Origin of the sequence: Promicromonospora sp. MS192, from assembly GCF_049532985.1 — a bacterium.
GTDB lineage: Bacteria > Actinomycetota > Actinomycetes > Actinomycetales > Cellulomonadaceae > Promicromonospora.
The window spans coordinates 4,960,325-4,977,829 of record NZ_CP186693.1; the positions used below are offsets into that span (position 1 = coordinate 4,960,325).

Below are 17,505 nucleotides of genomic sequence, written 5' to 3' on the forward strand. Positions count from 1 at the left end.
CCTACAGAAGATCAGTCCGACAACAACCCTCGGATGTCCTCCGCTCCCAGTGCTCCCGCGAACTCACCGGCGTCATCGCTCAGCACCGCGTCGAACAGCCGCGCCTTGCGCTCCTTGAGCGCCATCACCTTGTCCTCGATGGTGTTCTCCGAGACCATCCGGAACACCATCACGTTGCGCGTCTGCCCGATCCGGTGGGTCCGGTCGATCGCCTGCGCCTCCGTCGCCGGGTTCCACCACGGGTCGAGCAGGTAGACGTAGTCGGCCTCGGTGAGGTTCAGGCCGAAGCCGCCCGCCTTGAGGCTGATCAGGAACACCGGCGCCGGGCCGTCCTTGAACCGCCCGATGACCTCAGCCCGCCGCCGGGTCGAACCGTCGAGGTACTCGTACGGGATCCCCAGGGCGTCGCAGACCTCGGCGGCCTTGGACAGGAACGACGTGAACTGCGAGAACACCAGGGCGCGGTGGCCCTCGGCGGTCACCTCCGCGAGCTGCTCGGCGAGCAGGTCCAGCTTCGCCGACGGCACACCCTCGTACTCCGGGTCCACCAGGGACGCGTCGAGCGCCATGCGCCGCAGCGTCGTCAGGGCGCGGAACACGGCCACGCGGTTCTCGTCGAACGAGTCGAGCAGCCCCAGGAGCCGCGACCGTTCGCGCTGCAGGTGCGTGTCGTAGATGCGCCGGTGCCTGGCGTCCAGGGGAACGCGCAGCACCTGTTCCTGCCGTTCGGGCAGCTCGGGTGCCACCTGCTCCTTGGTGCGGCGCAGCATCAACGGCCGGATCCGACGGCGCAGGCGGGCCAGCAGCGGTCCCGAGTCGCCCTCGCCGGCGACCGGCTTGACGTAGTCCTCCCGGAACTTGGTGGCTGACCCGTACAGACCCGGGGCCACGATCGCGAGCATCGCCCACAGCTCCATGAGGTTGTTCTCGAGGGGCGTGCCGGTGATCGCGAGCTTGAAGGGCGCCCGCAGCCGACGGGCGGCCTCGTTGGCCCGCGTCTGGTGGTTCTTCGCGAACTGCGCCTCGTCCAGGATCAACCCGCTCCAGCCGACGTCGGCGAACGCGTCGAAGTCCAGCCGGAAGATCGCGTACGACGTGACGACGACGTCGGCCCCCGCCGCCACCTCGGCAACCGAGATGCCGGCCTTGCGTGCGGTCGTCGGCAGGGCGACCACCCGCAGGTCCGGGGTGAACCGCGCGGCCTCCGCGGCCCAGTTGCTCACCACGGACGCGGGCGCGATCACCAGGAACGGCGGCGGGTCGCCACCCTCATCCCGGGGAACCGCGTCGCCGTCGGACGCCTCCTGCCGAGCCTGCGCGAGGAACGCGAGCGTCTGGACCGTCTTGCCCAGACCCATGTCGTCGGCCAGGATCCCGCCGAGCCCGTGCCGCCACAGGAACGTCAGCCACTCGAAGCCACGCTGCTGGTACGGGCGCAGCTCGGCCTTCAGCCCGACGGGGGGAGCCACGGGCTCCGGCCCGTCGACCCCGTCGCCGGTGAGCGCGATCAGGTCACGCACCGAGCGTCGCCACCGGTCGGACTGCTCGACGACGTCGGCGACCTCCTCGAGCTCCGCCCACAGGCCGGCGTTGAACCGGCTGACCCGTAGGGCGCCCGGCCGGTCCGACAGCCGTTGCGCCTCCTCGATCAGTGCCTTCAGCCGGGCGAAGACCGGCAGGTCGGTCCGCAGCCAGGTTCCGTCGGTCAGCATGAACCGCTTCTTGCCACGGGCGAGGGCGTCGAACACCGGACCGAACGGGATCTCCCGGCCGTCGACCGTGACCGTGACGCCGAGGTCGAACCAGTCCAGGTCGCCGCTGTCGGACGCGCGCATGCTGACCACGGGTGTGGCCTCGAGCCCGGAGTACTCGGGCAGCCGTGCGCTGTCGACACGGACGTCCGGCACACGCCGGAGCGCCGGCAGCACCAGCGTGGCGAAGTCCATCGCCCGCAGTTCACGGAAGACCTCGGGCGCCACCCGGAAGTGGTCGAAGCCCGGCACCTCGCGGACGGCGGTGACCACTCGTCCCAGGGTCGCCGCCTCGGCCTCCAGGTCGCGGAGCTCCGAACCCGGCTCCAGCGCCGTGGTCAGCGGGTACTCCTTGTCCGACGGCGGATACGCCCACCGCCACGTCACGCTGATCTCCGCCGGTGAGACCACCTCGACGGACGCCACGAGCTGCGGCCGGGGAAGGTCGGGCAGCTCGACGCCGTCGTCGGCCCGGACCTGTACCTCGCGGCGCAGCAGCGGCAGGTAGTCCGCCAGGAACTCGTCGAGGGCCTCGGCCGGCACCGCGACCTCCGACAGATGGACCGCGGCGTGCTCCTGGTCGGTGAGCGGCGCCGGCGTGGGACCCAGGACGACCGTGCGGCCCGACGGCGACTCCTCGATCGCGAACAGGCCGTGCCGGCCGAGCGTCCCGACGGACGTCGCGCCGGTCGCTGCACCGTCGAAGGCGACGGTCCGCTCGAGCCGGGCACCGCCGTCGGGCAGGGAGAGGTCGAGGGCGACCGTGGCCTCGCGGGCCACGCGGACGGAGTCCCGCCTGGACTTGCCGACGAGCTCGATGCCGAGGTTCGCCGCGTCGGAGAGGTGCCGCCAGAACGGTCGTGGCAGCACGTCGTCCAGGGCGAGCCAGTCGCCCGCGCTCACGTACCCGTAGCCCCGCGGGCTCGTGGCGCGCAGGGCGTCAAGGGTGGTGAACCACTCCCGGACCTCGGGCTCGACGCCGCGGAGGAAGCCGTTGCGGATGTAGTTCCACGACGCCGACCCGCCGACCCAGGTGCCCCGGCCGTTGCGCTCGACCGGCCGGACGGACAGCGACAGGTTGTCCCCGGCGGTGCTGCCGTCGACCCGGAACTGGAGCGCGAGCTGCGGTGCGGGGTCGCCTGCCGAGGCGCTCGCGACCGGCGTCGCGGGCACCAGCCGTTCGATCGCCGCCTTCCACTCGGGCACCTGCGGTGCGCGCCCCAGGGACGACGCGGACCGGACCATCGAGGCCAGCCCGTCGGAACCGGCCTCGATCAGGGTGGCCGCGACGTGCTTGCAGTCCGAACCCACGGGGCACGTGCAGCTCGACCCGACGACGACCGGCGGCCCGGACCCGGCCGTCCCGAACTCGACGGAGCACGAGTAGGTGCTGCGCCCGCTGCCGCGTACCCACGAGACGAGCAGCAGCTCGGCCGGAAGCCATTCCCACGAGATGACCCGGCCCTGTTTCTGGTAGTCCTCACCGCGCAGGAACGCACCACTACCCACCAGGAGCTTGATGGCCGCCGGGTGGATGCGCGGGACGGGTACGGGCGTGGACACCCCTTCATGGTTCCACGCCCCTCTGACACCCTCGTGCAGCCGACCGCAGCGCGCCGTCGAACCTGCCTTCACCCGTGCTTCGGCCCCCACGGTGTCGGTGAGGTCTGGGAGAGTGTCCGCATGAAGAGTCTGCCCGACGCCGGACGGCGCCCCGCCGCCCTGAGCGTCCTGCTCCTCGCCGTCGCGGTGTGGATGTCGGTCCCGCTGCGCCTGCTCGTCCCCGGGACGGAGCTCGATCTCGGCTTCACTACGGCCAACGCCGTCTACGTGATCGAGAACGCGGCGATGGCGGGGACGATCGTGCTCGCTGTCGGCGCCACGGTGCTGCGTGCCCGGCGGGTCCTGACGGCCGTGATCGTCGTGGTGGGGGTGCACCTGCTGGTCCAGGTCGGCACCGCCACCGTGCAGCTGGTCCAGGGGGCCCGTCCCGAGTTCCTGCTCGGCACCCTGCTCGCGATGCTCGAGCTGGTGCTCGTGCTGGCCGGCGCGCTGCTCGCGCGTCTGCTGCACGAGCCGACGTCGGCGCGCCGGACCGGCCTCTGGGTCGTGCTCGCGGGCGCCCTGCTCTACATCCTGTGGGCGAGCGTGCTGCAGCCGGTGATCGCGATGATGCCGTACGGCGGACCGCTGCCGGGAATGATCGGTTCGTACCTGCTCATCATGCTCCTGAACCTGCTGGCCGTCGCCGCCGCGGTGCTGTGCGGCTGGGCCTCGCCCGTGACCCGTCGGGTCGGTGCGGTCCTGGCCGGCGTCGTCGGCGTGCTCGGGATCGCGGGAGCTGTGGGGGTGATGGGTGTCTACGGTGGTGCGTACGGTGCCGTGCAGATCGTGCAGGGACTGCTGCTGCTCGCCGTCGTGCCGTTCGCCGTCGTCGCCGCTCGCCGTGTGACGGCGTCCCGGCGAGCGGCGGACGTCACCTCGCCGAGCTCGCTCGGATCTCCTCCAGCGCGATGACCTCGAGGATCTGCTTCACGATGACCGGTCCGACGGACTCCCAGGAGAGCATCTCGGCGATCACCATGTAGGAGAGGTCGTCACCGGTGAAGCAGCCGCCACGGTGCAGCGCGTTGAGCAGCCGGTGCTTGGGCCAGGTGAGCTCGTCGAGCCGCTCGACCCGCCGCACTGCGGGGAAGAGCCGGCCGACGGGCAAGGGCTTGAGTCGCGTCACCGCGGCGTCCGCCAGACGGGCGACGCCGATGTCCGTCTTGCTGTCGACCTGACCGACGTACCAGGCGTCGTCCTCGGCCATGACCTCGCGGAACCATGGGAACACCTCACCCCAGGTGGGTGTGGGGGTGACGGCGGGTGCGTCGGACATGTACAGATGCCTCCAGTCCCTCTGTAGGTAAGTGCATCAATCCTTGCACCGTTCGGCAGCCAAAACAGGCATCTTTGGCGTCGGGGACCGGACCTCATCCACAAATTCACCCCCTTTCCGGTTGCCTCACCAGGGCTGCTGTGCGAGAGCCTCGCAGACCGAACAGGATCGCGACCGTGACGTACCCCACGGAGAGCGCGACGAAGAGTCCGGGCGACCAGCCGGCGTCGGGCACCAGGAAGGCCGCGAGGGCCGCGGCACCCACGAACGCCGCGTTGTAGAGCACGTCGTAGAAGGCGAAGGCACGGCCGCGGTAGGTGTCCTCGGAGTCGCGCTGCACGATCGTGTCGACGGCGATCTTCGCGCCCTGGGCCGCGAGCCCGAGGAGCGCGGCGGCGGCCACCACGGTGACGAGACCTGGCTCGGGCACGAGGATCAGCTGCGACACCCCGGCCACCAGCAGCATCACGGCGATCCAGGTCTGCGGTGCCATCCGCCGGGCCAGCACGGCGGTGAGCAGGATCGCGAGGCCCCCGCCCGCTCCGGTCGCGCCGATCACCGTCGCGAAGGTGGCGAGGCCCGCGGTGCGGTCACCCGGTTCGGCCAGGAGGTTGCGGGACATGAGGATCGAGGCGATGAACACCACCCCGTACAGGAAGCGGTGCAGCGCCATCACGAGCAGTGCCTGTCCCGGGGTGCGGCGGGCGGCGAGGTACCGGGCGCCGTCGGCCAGACCGCGGGCCACCGCGACCAGCTCGTTGCGGATGGAACCGTCGGCGGGCCGCAGCGGCCCCAGCAGGGTGCGCGACATCCGCAGCCCGAGCAGCGAGGCGCAAGCCATCACGACGCACGCACAGGCCAGAGCCGTCGCGTCCTGGATGCGGCCGGCCGGCATGAGGAGACCGAGCACGAAGCCGACGCCACCACCGAGGAAGGCGGCGCCCGCACCGAGGGTCGGTGTGAGCGCGTTGGCGGTGAGCAGCAGATCGCCCTGGACCACGCGGGGCAGGCCGGCGGAGAGACCCGCCAGCAGGAACCGGTTGACGCTCAGTGCGGCGAGGCCCAGCACGTAGATCGCGGGCGTGACGCCCTGGGTGAGCATGAGCACCGCCATCGTGCCGGTGATGAGCACGCGCACCGCGTTGCCCACCACCAGGACCTGGCGCCTCTGCCACCGGTCCAGGAACACGCCCGCGAAGGGGCCCACCACCGTGAACGGCGCCAGCATGATGGCGAACGCGCCGGCGATCGCTCCGGCGGAACCCTGCGACTCGGGGCTGAAGAACAGCAGGTTCGCGAGCCCTACCTGGAACATGCCGTCGCCGGCCTGCGAGACCAGCCGTACCGCGAAGAGCTTGCGGAACCCGGGCAGGCGCAACAGGGCGCGTAGCTCGCCGAGGACGGTCACCCGCTCACAGTAGTAGCCCGTCCGCCCGTTCGGCCTGCGCGACGACGGCGGCTGTCACCGCGGTTGCAGGGGGAGCGCTGTCCAGCCTCGGCCGGGAGAACGCTGCGGAAGCGGAGAGATACGGTCAGGTCTGCGGCAAGGCCCGCCCCGGTCCAGGGCTCCGGAGAAGTTCACCTGAGCGCAACGTGTCCGCCACCTGAGGTCAGCCCCGCTGCCATGGGTCGGCGTCAGCCTGCCCTGTGTGTCTCCCAACAGCCGCCACACGGCCGTCCTCGCTTCCGGCGCGGTCCTCGCCCTCGGGCTGAGTGCCCTCCCGGCCCATGCGGCCGGCCAGCTGGTTCCCACCAGCCCCACCAGCAGCCCCACCAGCCTCACCACCCTCGGCGGAACGAGCGCAGCCGGCGCCGGCGCATTCGCCTCGCCCAGCCCGCGCGAGACCTTCCACCGTCTCGCCACCTACCCCGTCTTCCAGAACGTCCCGGCCGGCACCGACCCCGCCGACGAGACGGTCGCCGAGATCTCCGCCGTCAGCGAGGACGGCCGAACCCTGATCCACACCGACGCCGCCGCCCGCCGCATCGGCTTCGTCGACATCAGCGACCCGGCCGCGCCCCAGGGCCTGGGCACGCTCTCGCTCGCCGAGCTCGGCTCCGAGCACGACGAGCCGACGTCCGTCGCCGTCGTCGGGGACCACGTGCTCGTCGTGGTCGACAGCTCGACGTCGTTCACCGCGCCGTCCGGCCGTCTCGACGTGGTGGACCTGGCCACCCGCACCCGGGTGCGCTCGATCGACCTGGGCGGCCAGCCCGACTCCATCGCCGTGACGCACGACGGCACCCACGCCGTCATCGCGATGGAGAACCAGCGCGACGAGGATGCGCTGCCCGACACGGGCGCGGGGGAGGAGGGCGACCTGCCGCAGGCGCCCGCCGGGTTCCTGCAGCTCGTCGACCTTCCCGGCACCGACCCCGCGGCCTGGCAGGCGCGCCCCGTCGCGCTCGACGAGGCGGCGCTCGCGGCCGCGGGCCTGGACACGCCGCAGGACCCGGAGCCCGAGTACGTCTCGATCAACCCGTCCGACACCAAGGTCGCCGTCACGCTGCAGGAGAACAACGGCGTCGCCGTGCTGGACGTCGAGTCGGGTGCGCTCGAGAACGTGTTCTCCGCGGGCGACGTCGCCCTGGAGGGCGTGGACGCCGAGGACGACGGGGCCATCGACCAGACCGGCGCCGTCGACGCCGCCCCGCGCGAGCCCGACGCGATCGGCTGGATCGACGACGAGCACGTCGCCACCGCGAACGAGGGCGACTGGAAGGGCGGCACGCGCGGCTGGACGGTGTTCGAGGCCGCGACCGGTGAGGTCGTGTGGGACGCCGGGTCCTCGGTCGAGGAGCTCGCCGTCCGCGTGGGTCTGCACAACGAGGACCGCGCCGGCAAGAAGGGCGTGGAGATGGAAGGGCTCGCCGTCGCGACCCTCGACGGCGTCCGCTACGCGTTCGTGGGCTCCGAGCGGTCCAACTTCGTGGCCGTCTACGACGTCTCGCGTCCGGCCGAGCCGCGGTTCGTGCAGGTGCTGGCCACGACGAACGGTCCGGAGGGGATCCTGCCGGTCCCGGCGCGGAACCTGCTGGTCGTCTCCTCCGAGGAGGACGCGGCCGAGGACGGCGTCCGGGCCTCCGTCTCGGTGTTCGGCAAGGGTCAGCGGTACGCCCGCTCGGGCGCGACGGCTCCGCTCGGTGCCGCGGCCTTGCGGGGCTCGCAAGCTCACTCCTCGGCCGCGGAGTTCCCGTCGATCGTGTCCGCCGACGCGCGGACGGCGACCGGTGATCGCCGGCCGATCGGCTGGACGGCCCTCGGTGCGCTCTCCGCCGACCCGGCGGGCCGTGACCGTCTGTGGACGGTGACCGACGCCGCGAAGTCGCCGACATCGATCCTCGCGATCGAGACCGCCGGGTCACGCGGCCCCAGGAAGAGCCCCGCCGTGATCGACCGCGAGATCGTCGTGACCGAGGACGGGGCGCCCGTGGGGCTCGACGCCGAGGGCATCTGGGCCCGGCCGACCGTCCACGGCCGGGCCGGCGGCTTCTGGCTCGGCGTCGAGGGGGCGACCGGTGCGGAGAACGCGCTGGTGCGCGTGTCGGCGTCGGGCCGCGTGCAGGAGCGCGTGAGCCTGCCCGACGATGTCGCCGCAGGCCTGGGCAAGTGGGGCATCGAGGGCGTGACCGGCATGGTGGACCGTGCCGGCGAGCACCTGTTCGTCGCCCTCCAGCGGGGTTTGACCAGTGACGACGGCGTCGGCGGCTATGCCCGGATCGGGCGCTACGACGTCGAGACGCAGGAGTGGACCTGGTTCGGCTACGAGCTGTCCGAGCCGACGGCCGACGGCGACTGGATCGGCCTGTCCGAGGTGACCGTCGTGGACCGGGACACGCTCGCCGTGATCGAGCGGGACAAGCTGAACGGCCCGGCGGCCGCCCTCAAGGCGGTCTACACGGTGGACCTCCCGAAGCGCGACCCGCGCCCCGGGACCGTTCCGGTGCTGCGCAAGAAGCTCGCGATCGACGTGCTGCCCGCCCTCCGGGCCACCCACGGCTGGACGCAGGAGAAGCTGGAGGGCCTCACCATCGGCGGGAACGGCCGCGTCTACGCGATCACCGACAACGACGGCGTCCAGGACGCCACCGGCGAGACGGTGTTCCTGGACCTGGGCGCCGCCCGCAAGATCTTCCGCTGACCCACCCTCGTTCTGACCCGCTCTCGCTGAGTGCTGGATGTTCGCTCTTCTCGCGCACGAGAAAGGGCGAACATCCAGCACTCAGCGAGCGTCGTTCTGGGGGAGGGTCAGGATCGTGCGCCCGTGTGAAGAGCAAGGGCCCCGTAGGCCGGGACGGAGGCCGTGAACCAGCCGCCCGAGTCCACCGTCCGCTTCACCGAGCAGTCCGCGGCGGCGACGACGTCGCAGTACGTGCCCGCCGGGAGCGACGTCTGGAACGAGCGCTGCACGGCCGAGGCTGTGTTGTTCAGCACCACGTAGCCCTTGGCGCCGCGGCCGTAGGAGACCAGGTTGCCGCCGTCGTCCCACCAGTGGGTGACCTCGGTGCCGGCCACCTCGTTGTGGAAGCCGACCATGCCGCGGATCTCGGTCCAGCGCTGCGTGCACGTCCACCTGCCCGTGCCGCAGGTCGCGTCCGGGACCGTGGTCTCGGTGGCGCCCGGCGCTCCGGCGTCGTCGTCCGAGAACTCGTAGCCCGAGTACACCGACGGTGAGCCGTACGGCCACGACAGCAGGAACGTGTTGGCGAGGACGTACTTGGCGCCCCACGTGTAGTTCATCGACTCGCCGTTGCGCTCCGTGTCGTGGTTGTCCACGAACACGCCCGCCCGGTCGTACGGCAGCTTGCCGTCACCGATGTACCGCAGGTTCTTGATCTGCCCGTCGAAGTCGCGCTTGAGCTGACGGGCGTAGTCGAACTCGTGCGAGTCGCCGCTGCCCAGGTACTCGGACGGCTGGATCGGCTCGCCCGCCGCCCCGATCACCTCGTGCACCCAGAACACGTCCGGGTTGCTCATCCGAGCCTTGATCGCCTCGAGGTCGGACGCCGGGATGTGCTTCGCGGCGTCGATCCGGAAGCCGTCGACGCCGAGGGACACCAGGTCGTCGAAGTACGCCGCGAGCCGGCCGCGCACGTAGTCGGAGCCGGTGCGCAGGTCCTGCAGCGAGACCAGGCGGCAGTTCTGCACCTGGTAGCGGTCGCCGTAGTCCGAGATGTTGCTGCGGCAGTCGTTGAAGTCGGCGGCGCTGTACGTCCCGGCGAAGTTGTCGTCCGAGAACTGCGTGCCGGCGACGCCCGTGCCGGACCGGCCGGCGCCCGCCATGTGGTTGACGACGGCGTCCGCGATCACGCCCACCCCGGCGGCGTCGCACGCGGCGACCATGTTCGCGAACTCGGCACGCGTCCCCAGCTTGGACTCGATCCGGTAGCTGACCGGCTGGTACGAGGTCCACCACTGGGTGCCCCGGATGTGCTCCATCGGCGGGGACACCTGCACGTAGCCGAACCCGGCGGGACCGATCACGTCCTCGCACTCGGCGGCGACGGAGTCCCAGGTCCACTGGAACAGGTTGAGGATGACGTCGCCGTCGCCGTGCGGCGGGGTGGCGGCGTCGGCCTGCTCCACGGCCGGCGAGGCGGCGACCAGGCCCACGGCGAGCGCGGTGGCGAAGGTCGTGAGAGTGGCGAACAGGCGTCGGGGCACGTTCGGACGGCGCGTCATGGCGGCTCCTTGCGGCGTTGTCCCGGCTGAGGCGCGTGCGGCGTTGCACGGCCGTTTCCGGATCTTGCTGCAAGCGTTGCAGAAGCGCGCGGCGACACGCCAGAGGCCCGGGTGAAAAACCCGGGCTGGCGTGTCGGAGGGATCAGTCCTCGGTGGGCATGAGGATCCAGAACGCGATGTACGCGAGGAACTGCGGCCCCGGGATGAGGACCGAGACGACGGCGAGGACCCGCACGAGCGTCGGGTCCCAGCCGAACCGGCGCGCGATCCCGGCGCAGACGCCGGCGATCATGCGCCCCTGGCGCGGGCGGGAGAGGGTCTGTGTGCTCACGTCAGGCCGTCTGGCGTTCGTTCGGGATGACGGCCCAGGCGATCAGGTACGCGAGCACCTGCGGCCCGGGGATGAGGATGGAGGCGACGGTGGCCACGCGGACCACCGTCGTGCTCCAGCCGAAGCGTCGGGCGATCGCGGCGCAGACGCCACCGATCATGCGGTCGTCACGGGGGCGGGAGAGTGTCGGTGTGCTCATGTCTTCGACGGTAGGCGTGGCACGGTCCGGGGACCATCGGGTAACCCCCGGGTTCGCCCCTGATCGCGCCCCGCCGGTTCCCAGGGGGATGTCCGTCAGGGGGCGTCACCAGCCCCCTGGTGTCAGCACCTTCCGGATCCGCTTCTCGCTGACCGGGCCGTCGGTGCCGAGCTGCTGCGCGAACAGCGAGACGCGCAGCTCCTCCAGCATCCAGCGCACCTCGGCGAGCTCGGCCGCACGCGGCGCGTCCGGGGCACCGGCGGCGTATGCCGCCTGCGCCTTCTCGTACGCGGAGGTCACGTCACCGATCCGCCACGCGAGGTCCGCGTCGCGCGCCGGGTTCTCGGCGGCCTTGACCAGCCGGTGCGAGTCGGCGCGCAGGTAGCGGGCCAGGTGCGGCAGCCGGCGGGGCGGCGTCGCGGACACGAACCCGTCGTGCACCAGGGCCGCGCGGTGCTCGCGCAGGTCCTGGAGCGTGTTCAGCAGGGCGAGGCTGCCCGACGCGCGGATCTCCCCCTCGAGCGCACGGCTCGCCGACAGCGCGGCCACGACGTGCCCCACCACACGGTGCACCTCGTCCTCCAGGTGTCGGCGCACGAACGCGAGCGCGTCCGCGTAGGCCGACGCCGACCGCACGTCCGCCGCGTCCGGGCCACCCGGCGGCGTGTCGTAGCGGACCTGGTCCGCACCGGAGGTCAGGGCCGTGACGGCGGCGAGCTGCAGGTCGGCGACCAGGGCCTCCGTGCTCGGGTACGGCGACGCCGCCATGGTCAGCGACTGGGTGCCCGTCCACCGCGACGTGATCCGCCCGGTGCCCAGCGCGGCCTCGGACACCAGCAACCGCCGCACGCCGGCGGCGTGCGCGGCCGCCTGGGCCTGCTCGTCGGCGAGGATCCGCAGCGCCACCCCGTGGGTGCGGGCCTGGCCCTTGACCTTCGGCGCCGCCTCCTCGACGAGCGCGGGGAAGCCCCGCACCACCATGCCGGCACCCACGTCGGTGGACACCGACTCCGGCAGCATCCCGCCGTCGGGCAGCCCGGAGGGCCAGGACGTCAGCCCGGTCCGCTCGCCGACGACGCTCGCGGCACCCGCGGGGACACCGGGAGCGGCCTCGGAACCGCCGGTGCGGCGTTCGGCCACCGCGGCGGGCGACGCCACGGGCCCGGACGGTGCTCCCGCCCCGCCCGGCCCGGAGTCCCCGCCCGAGGCCCCGGCCGCCGCCCGCGCCTCCGCCAGCGCGGCCCCGACGGCGCCCCGGACCGCCGACCGCACGGCCGCCTCGGCGCGCGAGGCGAGCTTGCGCTGCAGCAGCACCAGGTCCTTCGACTCGTCCAGCACCACCGACGACGCGGACCGTCCCTGACCGCGTTCCTCGACCACCCGGAACGTGACCCGTAGGTGCGCCGGCATGCGTTCGAGCCGCGCGGTGTCCCACACCTCCGGCGGCACCACCACGTCGCGCACCGCGCGCACGGCTCGGGTGAACGCCGACGTGTAGGGCTCCGCCATGTCGCCCGCACGCACGATGTCCGCCCAGGCGGGACACTCCTCCCGGATCCAGGCGACCACCTCCCGCGCCACGTCCGGCGCCGGCACCAGCTCGCGGCGCACCGTCTTGGGCAGGGACTTGATCGTGGCCACCGTCAGCTCCTCCAGCAGCCCGGGCACCATCCAGTCGAACCCGTCCGGCACCACGCGCGCCAGCACGGCGACCGGCACGTGCACGGTCACGCCGTCGGCGTCCGACCCGGGCTGGAACTGGTAGGTGAGCGGCAGGAAGAGCTCGCCCTGCGGCCACGCCTCGGGGAACTCGGCGGTGTCGACGGTGGCGTCGCCGACGAGCTGCTCCATGGTGAAGGTGAGCAGGTCGGGCGTCTCCCGGCGGGCCCGCGACCACCAGCGGTCGAAGTGCGCGGCGGAGACCACCGACTCGGGCACGCGCTCGTCGTAGAACGCGAACAGGTCGTCCTCGTCCGCGACCAGGCCGCGCTGCCGGGAGCGGGCCTCCAGCTCGCCGGCCTCCTCCAGCAGGGCGCGGTTGTCGTGGAAGAACCGGTGGTGCGTGGTCCACTCGCCCTGCACGAGCGCGTGCCGCACGAACATCTCGCGTGCCGCCTCGGGGTCCACCTTGGCGTACAGCACGCGCCGGTCGGACACGATGGGCACGCCGTACAGCAGCACCTTCTCCGTGCACATCGCGGCACCCTGCTTGGTGGACCAGTGCGGCTCCGAATAGGTGCGCCGGGCGAGCGGGCCGGCCAGCTCCTCCGCCCACTCCGGCTGGATCCGGGCCACGTCGCGCGCCCACAGGCGGCTCGTCTCCACGAGCTCGCCCGCCATGATCCACACCGGTGGCTTCTTGGACAGCGGCGACCCCGGGAAGATCGCGAACCGCGCACCGCGTGCACCCACGTACTCGTTGCGGGCCTGCTTCTTGGCCCGCTTCAGCGCGCGCTCGCGCGCCTCGCCCCGCAGGTGCGCGACGGCGGACGCCTTCACCTCGCCGGTGTCCTGCATGCCGATCTGCGACAGCAGGCCGGCCAGCAGCGAGCGGTGGATCGTGTCCTCGTCCCACCCGTACCGGTAGGAGACCTGCTGCGTCTCCTGCGTCGTCCCGCCCGCCGCGGACCCGACCGCGCCCACGACCAGCGGCGGCGTGGGGTGCACGGACATGTCCATGTCCAGGGGACGTGCCATGTCCCGGAGCTGCGCCACGACGTCCTGCCACTCGCGGACGCGCAGGAAGTTCAGGTACTCCGCCTTGCACAGGCGGCGGAACGCCGAACCCGACAGCAGGCGCTGCTGCTCCCGCACGTACTCCCAGAGGTTGAGGTAGGTCAGGAAGTCGGAGCGCGGGTCCGCGAACCGGGCGTGCTGCTGGTCGGCCTGCGCCCGCTGCTCGGCGGGGCGCTCGCGGGGGTCCTGGATCGACAGCGCCGCCGCGACGACGGCGACCTCGCGCGCCACGCCGTGCCGCGCCCCCTCGATGACCATGCGGGCCAGCCGCGGGTCCATGGGGAGCTGGGCCAGCGTGCGACCGGTCGCGGTGAGCCGGGTGCCGCCGTCGACCTCCTCCAGGGCGCCGAGCTCGGTGAGGAGCTGGACGCCGTCACGGATCGCCCGCGTGTCCGGGGCCTCGACGAACGGGAAGCGGGCCACGTCGTCGGGCGTGCTGACCACCCCGACCGAGATCATCTGCAGCAGCACCGACGCCAGCGACGTGCGCAGGATCTCGGGCTCGGTGAACTCGGGGCGGCCCTCGAAGTCCTCCTGGGAGTACAGGCGGATCGCGATGCCGTCCGCGACACGGCCCGAGCGGCCGCTGCGCTGGTTGGCCGAGGCCTGCGACACCGGCTCGATGGGCAGCCGCTGCACCTTGGTCTGCTTGGAGTAGCGGCTGATGCGTGCCGTGCCGGGGTCGACCACGTAGTGGATGCCGGGCACGGTGAGCGACGTCTCGGCGACGTTCGTGGCCAGCACGATGCGCCGCGAGGCGTGCGACTGGAAGACCCGGTGCTGCTCCGCGCTGGAGAGCCGTGCGTACAGCGGCAGGATCTCGATGTGCTGCGGGTGCCTCGGGTCCCGCGCACGTTCCTTGTAGTGGCCGGCCAGGCCGTCGGCGGCGTCGTGGATCTCGCGCTCGCCCGAGAGGAACACGAGGATGTCGCCGCTGCCCTCGCGCATGAGCTCGTCGCAGGCCTCGATGATGCCGACGACGAGGTCCTTCTCCTCGGCGCCCCGCGCCTTGCCCTTCTTCTTGCCCGACGCCGCCGGCTCGCCCCCGGCGCCGGTCTCTCCCTCGTCCGGGGACAGCGGGCGGTACCGGATCTCGACGGGGTAGGTGCGCCCGGACACCTCGACGATCGGGGCCAGGTCCGGGAGCACGTCGGTGACGTAGTCGGGCGCGCCACCGCGCTGCGCGAGCGCGGCGGGGGAGAAGTGCGCGGCGAACCGCTCGGAGTCGATGGTCGCCGACGTGATGATCAGCTTGAGGTCCGGCCGCTGGGGCAGGAGCCGCGAGAGGTAGCCGAGCAGGAAGTCGATGTTGAGGGACCGCTCGTGCGCCTCGTCGATGATGATCGTGTCGTAGGCCAGCAGCTGCGGGTCCCGCTGGATCTGCGCGAGCAGGATGCCGTCGGTCATGACCTTGACCAGCGTCCGCTCGCTCGACTGGTCGGTGAACCGCACCTGGTAGCCCACCACGTCGCCGAGCGGGGTGCCGAGCTCCTCGGCGATGCGCTCGGCCACCGTGCGGGCCGCGAGCCGCCGGGGCTGGGTGTGCCCGATCTGCCCCTGCCGGCCCCGGCCGAGCTCCAGCGCGATCTTCGGGATCTGCGTGGTCTTGCCGGAACCGGTCTCGCCCGCGACGATCACGACCTGGTGGTCGCGGATGGCCGCCGCGATGTCCTCCCGGCGTGCCGAGACGGGCAGCTGCTCGGGGTAGGTGATGGGCGGTACGTCCACGGCGGCACGCCGGGCGGCGGCCGCCTCGAGCTGTGCGGCGGTGACCCGCTGGGGCCCGGTCCGGCGCGGCCGGCGGCCCTGACGCTCCGTGGTCCGGCGGTCGCCCTGGTGATCCTGTTGCGGCTGCTGCCCCTCCGGCTGCTGTCCCTCCGGCTGGCGACGCTGCCGGCCCGGCTGGTCGCCCGAGCGCCGGCCCGACCCGCGGCGCCGGTTCCGGCCCCCGCCCGGGCGGCCACGGTCGCCGTCGGACACCGGGGTGGAAGAAGGCTCGCTGCTCACAACCCCCTATTCTCCCAGGCTCGGCAAGGCCATTTGCCGAACCGCGCCGGGCCCACGGGCCGGTGGACGGCCCGCGGACCCGGCGCGGCGCTCGCCGTCAGCCGGCTTCCGCCGCGTTGAACAGGTCGAGCGCGCCGTGCTGACAGCCGTGCCCCGCGGTGACCGGCACCAGCGGCCCGGCCCAGTGCGGGCCGTACATGCCGAGCGCGTCGCGGTCGTTCGCGGCGGCGGCGTCGGCCTGCCGGTCCAGGTAGGCGCTGTACGGGCGGTCGGGCAGCGCCACGTCGAGCTTGCCGAGGCCACGCACGTAGGCACCCTTGAAGGACGCGCCGTCGCTGGTGCAGTCGTCGCCCTCGTTGACCTCGCGGAGGATGCCGCCCGGGTTGAGGGCGGCGGACGTGGTCGAGGCGTCGGCCAGGTCCCGCGCGGTCTCCAGCAGCCTTGCGTCGCCCGTGGCCCGGTGCAGCTCGGCCAGCGCGCCCAGGATCACCCCCTGGTTGTAGGTCCAGGTGGGCTCGCCGTTGTTCACGCACGAGTCGTTCAGGCCGTCGTTGACCAGGTTGCCGGAGTTGATCATGCCGCTCGCCCGGAACCAGTCCCAGCCCTCCCGGGCCCGCTGGAGATAAGTCGTGTCACCCGGGATGCGGTTGTGCAGCGCCGCGTTGAGCTGGATGTAGAGCTCGTTGGTGATCGCGTTCTTGTACGCGATGCCCGTGTTCCACTGGACCCCGCCGCCGCACGTGCCGGTCCAGTACGCCCGCATGTGGTCGGCGTCGGCGCGGGCCGTGCTCAGGTAGCGGCTCTCGCCCGTCAGGTCGTACGCCGCGATCCAGGCAAGGCCCCACCAGCCCGTGTCGTCCAGGTACTCGTTGCGGAACTGGCCCTGGCGCGCGTTCACGTTCTTGTCGTAGGTCTGCCCGATCGCGTACCGGTAGCTGCCCATGCCGCTGATCCGCGCGTTGTCGACGACGGCGGTCAGGGCGTTGGCACCCGTCCACCAGCCGTCGGTCTCGAACAGGCCGGTGTCCCGGTCCCAGAGCATCATCAGCGCCGTGGCGGCCTCGGTCGACCGGCTCCAGGCGTTGCGGTCGTTGCGCGCCCAGCCGGTGCACGCGATCTCCGCGCGGTCGGCCGCCTTGCCGCAGGCCCGCAGCGCACCGACGCCCGCGGTGCCCCAGTCGTCCACGTTGTACATCTGGGTGCGCCAGCCCGTGGAGCCCGCCGGGATCGTGGTGGCGCCGAGCCTGCTGCCCGACGCCCACGTCCTGCCGCCGTCGAAGGACCGGTCGAGCCACACCTCGTCACCCGGCTGCCCGCCGTCGATCGAGCCCCAGCCCATGACGTCCGGGTCGGAGACGTGCAGCCGGAGCGTGCGGCCGTGGATGCCCGCGCTCACCGGCACCCGGTCGCCCGCCGCGGTCGCCGGGTCGCGGGCGTCGCAGTAGATGTCGCAGATCACGGCGGCAGGTGCCACGGTGCTGTCCGGGGCACCGGCCGGCGCCTCGGGCACCCGCGGGCCGGAGGCGCTCGCGGAGGGTGCGGCATCGGGGGACGCGGCCTGTGCCGGCGGTACGGGCACGACGGCGAGCAGCGCCGCCAGCGCCGCGGCCACGGGCGGGCCGACGACGAGCGCCCGGCGCGGGCGTGGGGTGCGGTGCGCGGAGCGGGTGCGGGTGCTGGGCCTGGTCCGTGCGCCGGCCGTGACGCCGCGCGAACGCGGCCGATTTTCTGACAGCGGTGTCATGCGATCTCCCTGTGCTCGTCCTGGATTCCGGGATGGAGAGGTGGAGCGATGGAGCGGTCGGCCACGGCGACGGTGCGGCGGCCCGGACCAGATTCACCCGGAACCGGTGGCGCGTCAAGGAGTGTGGCGGCATGGGTATCGCTCCCCATGTCGTACCGGCCCTGACCTGCCTA

At 72.6% G+C, this 17,505-nt stretch carries 10 protein-coding genes; 2 read left to right on the forward strand and 8 right to left on the reverse strand.

Features of this window, described 5'->3' with window-relative positions; genetic code table 11:
• Positions 1-11: 11 nt before the first annotated feature.
• Positions 12-3,314 carry an SNF2-related protein gene (locus ACO229_RS22140; protein ID WP_423462813.1) on the reverse strand — a complete coding sequence of 1,101 codons (3,303 nt, stop codon included), beginning with the start codon at positions 3,312-3,314 and terminating at the stop codon, positions 12-14.
• A 120-nt stretch (positions 3,315-3,434) separates the two neighbouring features.
• Here ACO229_RS22140 and ACO229_RS22145 point away from each other — a divergent pair, with 120 nt between their 5' ends.
• Positions 3,435-4,268, forward strand: a complete 834-nt coding sequence (locus ACO229_RS22145) for a hypothetical protein (protein ID WP_423462814.1) — start codon at positions 3,435-3,437, stop codon at positions 4,266-4,268.
• On the opposite strand, the gene ACO229_RS22150 is transcribed toward ACO229_RS22145, so the two are convergent.
• Entirely contained in the window at positions 4,228-4,632 is a 405-nt protein-coding gene (locus ACO229_RS22150) for a hypothetical protein (RefSeq protein ID WP_397412095.1), read from the reverse strand. The two genes, ACO229_RS22145 and ACO229_RS22150, sit on opposite strands and share 41 nt — an antisense overlap.
• A gap of 106 nt (positions 4,633-4,738) precedes the next feature.
• Positions 4,739-6,040, reverse strand: coding sequence for an MFS transporter (locus ACO229_RS22155; RefSeq protein ID WP_423462815.1), 1,302 nt, complete (start codon positions 6,038-6,040; stop codon positions 4,739-4,741).
• A 241-nt stretch (positions 6,041-6,281) separates the two neighbouring features.
• Between ACO229_RS22155 and ACO229_RS22160 the strand changes: the two genes are divergently transcribed.
• Positions 6,282-8,774, forward strand: coding sequence for an esterase-like activity of phytase family protein (locus ACO229_RS22160; protein ID WP_423462816.1), 2,493 nt, complete (start codon positions 6,282-6,284; stop codon positions 8,772-8,774).
• A gap of 107 nt (positions 8,775-8,881) precedes the next feature.
• Here the strand turns inward: ACO229_RS22160 and ACO229_RS22165 are convergent, their stop codons facing one another.
• The 5 genes from ACO229_RS22165 to ACO229_RS22185 form a co-directional block, all read right to left on the reverse strand.
• Entirely contained in the window at positions 8,882-10,315 is a 1,434-nt protein-coding gene (locus ACO229_RS22165; protein WP_423462817.1) for an alpha-amylase, read from the reverse strand.
• Positions 10,316-10,457: 142 nt separating this feature from the next.
• Complete coding sequence (locus tag ACO229_RS22170) at positions 10,458-10,646, reverse strand: PspC domain-containing protein (protein ID WP_397412088.1); 189 nt, start codon at positions 10,644-10,646, stop codon at positions 10,458-10,460.
• A gap of 1 nt (position 10,647) precedes the next feature.
• On the reverse strand, positions 10,648-10,845 hold the full coding sequence (locus ACO229_RS22175; RefSeq protein WP_397412086.1) for a PspC domain-containing protein: 198 nt from the start codon (positions 10,843-10,845) through the stop codon (positions 10,648-10,650).
• Positions 10,846-10,950: 105 nt separating this feature from the next.
• Positions 10,951-15,588 carry an ATP-dependent RNA helicase HrpA gene (gene hrpA / locus ACO229_RS22180; RefSeq protein WP_423462818.1) on the reverse strand — a complete coding sequence of 1,546 codons (4,638 nt, stop codon included), beginning with the start codon at positions 15,586-15,588 and terminating at the stop codon, positions 10,951-10,953.
• Between the two features lie 97 nt (positions 15,589-15,685).
• Positions 15,686-17,332: a glycoside hydrolase family 76 protein gene (locus tag ACO229_RS22185; protein ID WP_423462819.1), complete on the reverse strand. Its 1,647-nt coding sequence runs from the start codon at positions 17,330-17,332 to the stop codon at positions 15,686-15,688.
• Positions 17,333-17,505 lie beyond the last annotated feature (173 nt).

Bases quoted from the DNA above. Each gene is read 5' to 3' on its own strand.
- ACO229_RS22150 (WP_397412095.1), bottom strand. From the start codon at position 4,632: ATGTCCGACGCACCCGCCGTCACCCCCACACCCACCTGGGGTGAGGTG.
- ACO229_RS22145 (WP_423462814.1), top strand. From the start codon at position 3,435: ATGAAGAGTCTGCCCGACGCCGGACGGCGCCCCGCCGCCCTGAGCGTC.
- ACO229_RS22165 (WP_423462817.1), bottom strand. From the start codon at position 10,315: ATGACGCGCCGTCCGAACGTGCCCCGACGCCTGTTCGCCACTCTCACG.
- ACO229_RS22175 (WP_397412086.1), bottom strand. From the start codon at position 10,845: ATGAGCACACCGACACTCTCCCGCCCCCGTGACGACCGCATGATCGGT.
- ACO229_RS22185 (WP_423462819.1), bottom strand. From the start codon at position 17,332: ATGACACCGCTGTCAGAAAATCGGCCGCGTTCGCGCGGCGTCACGGCC.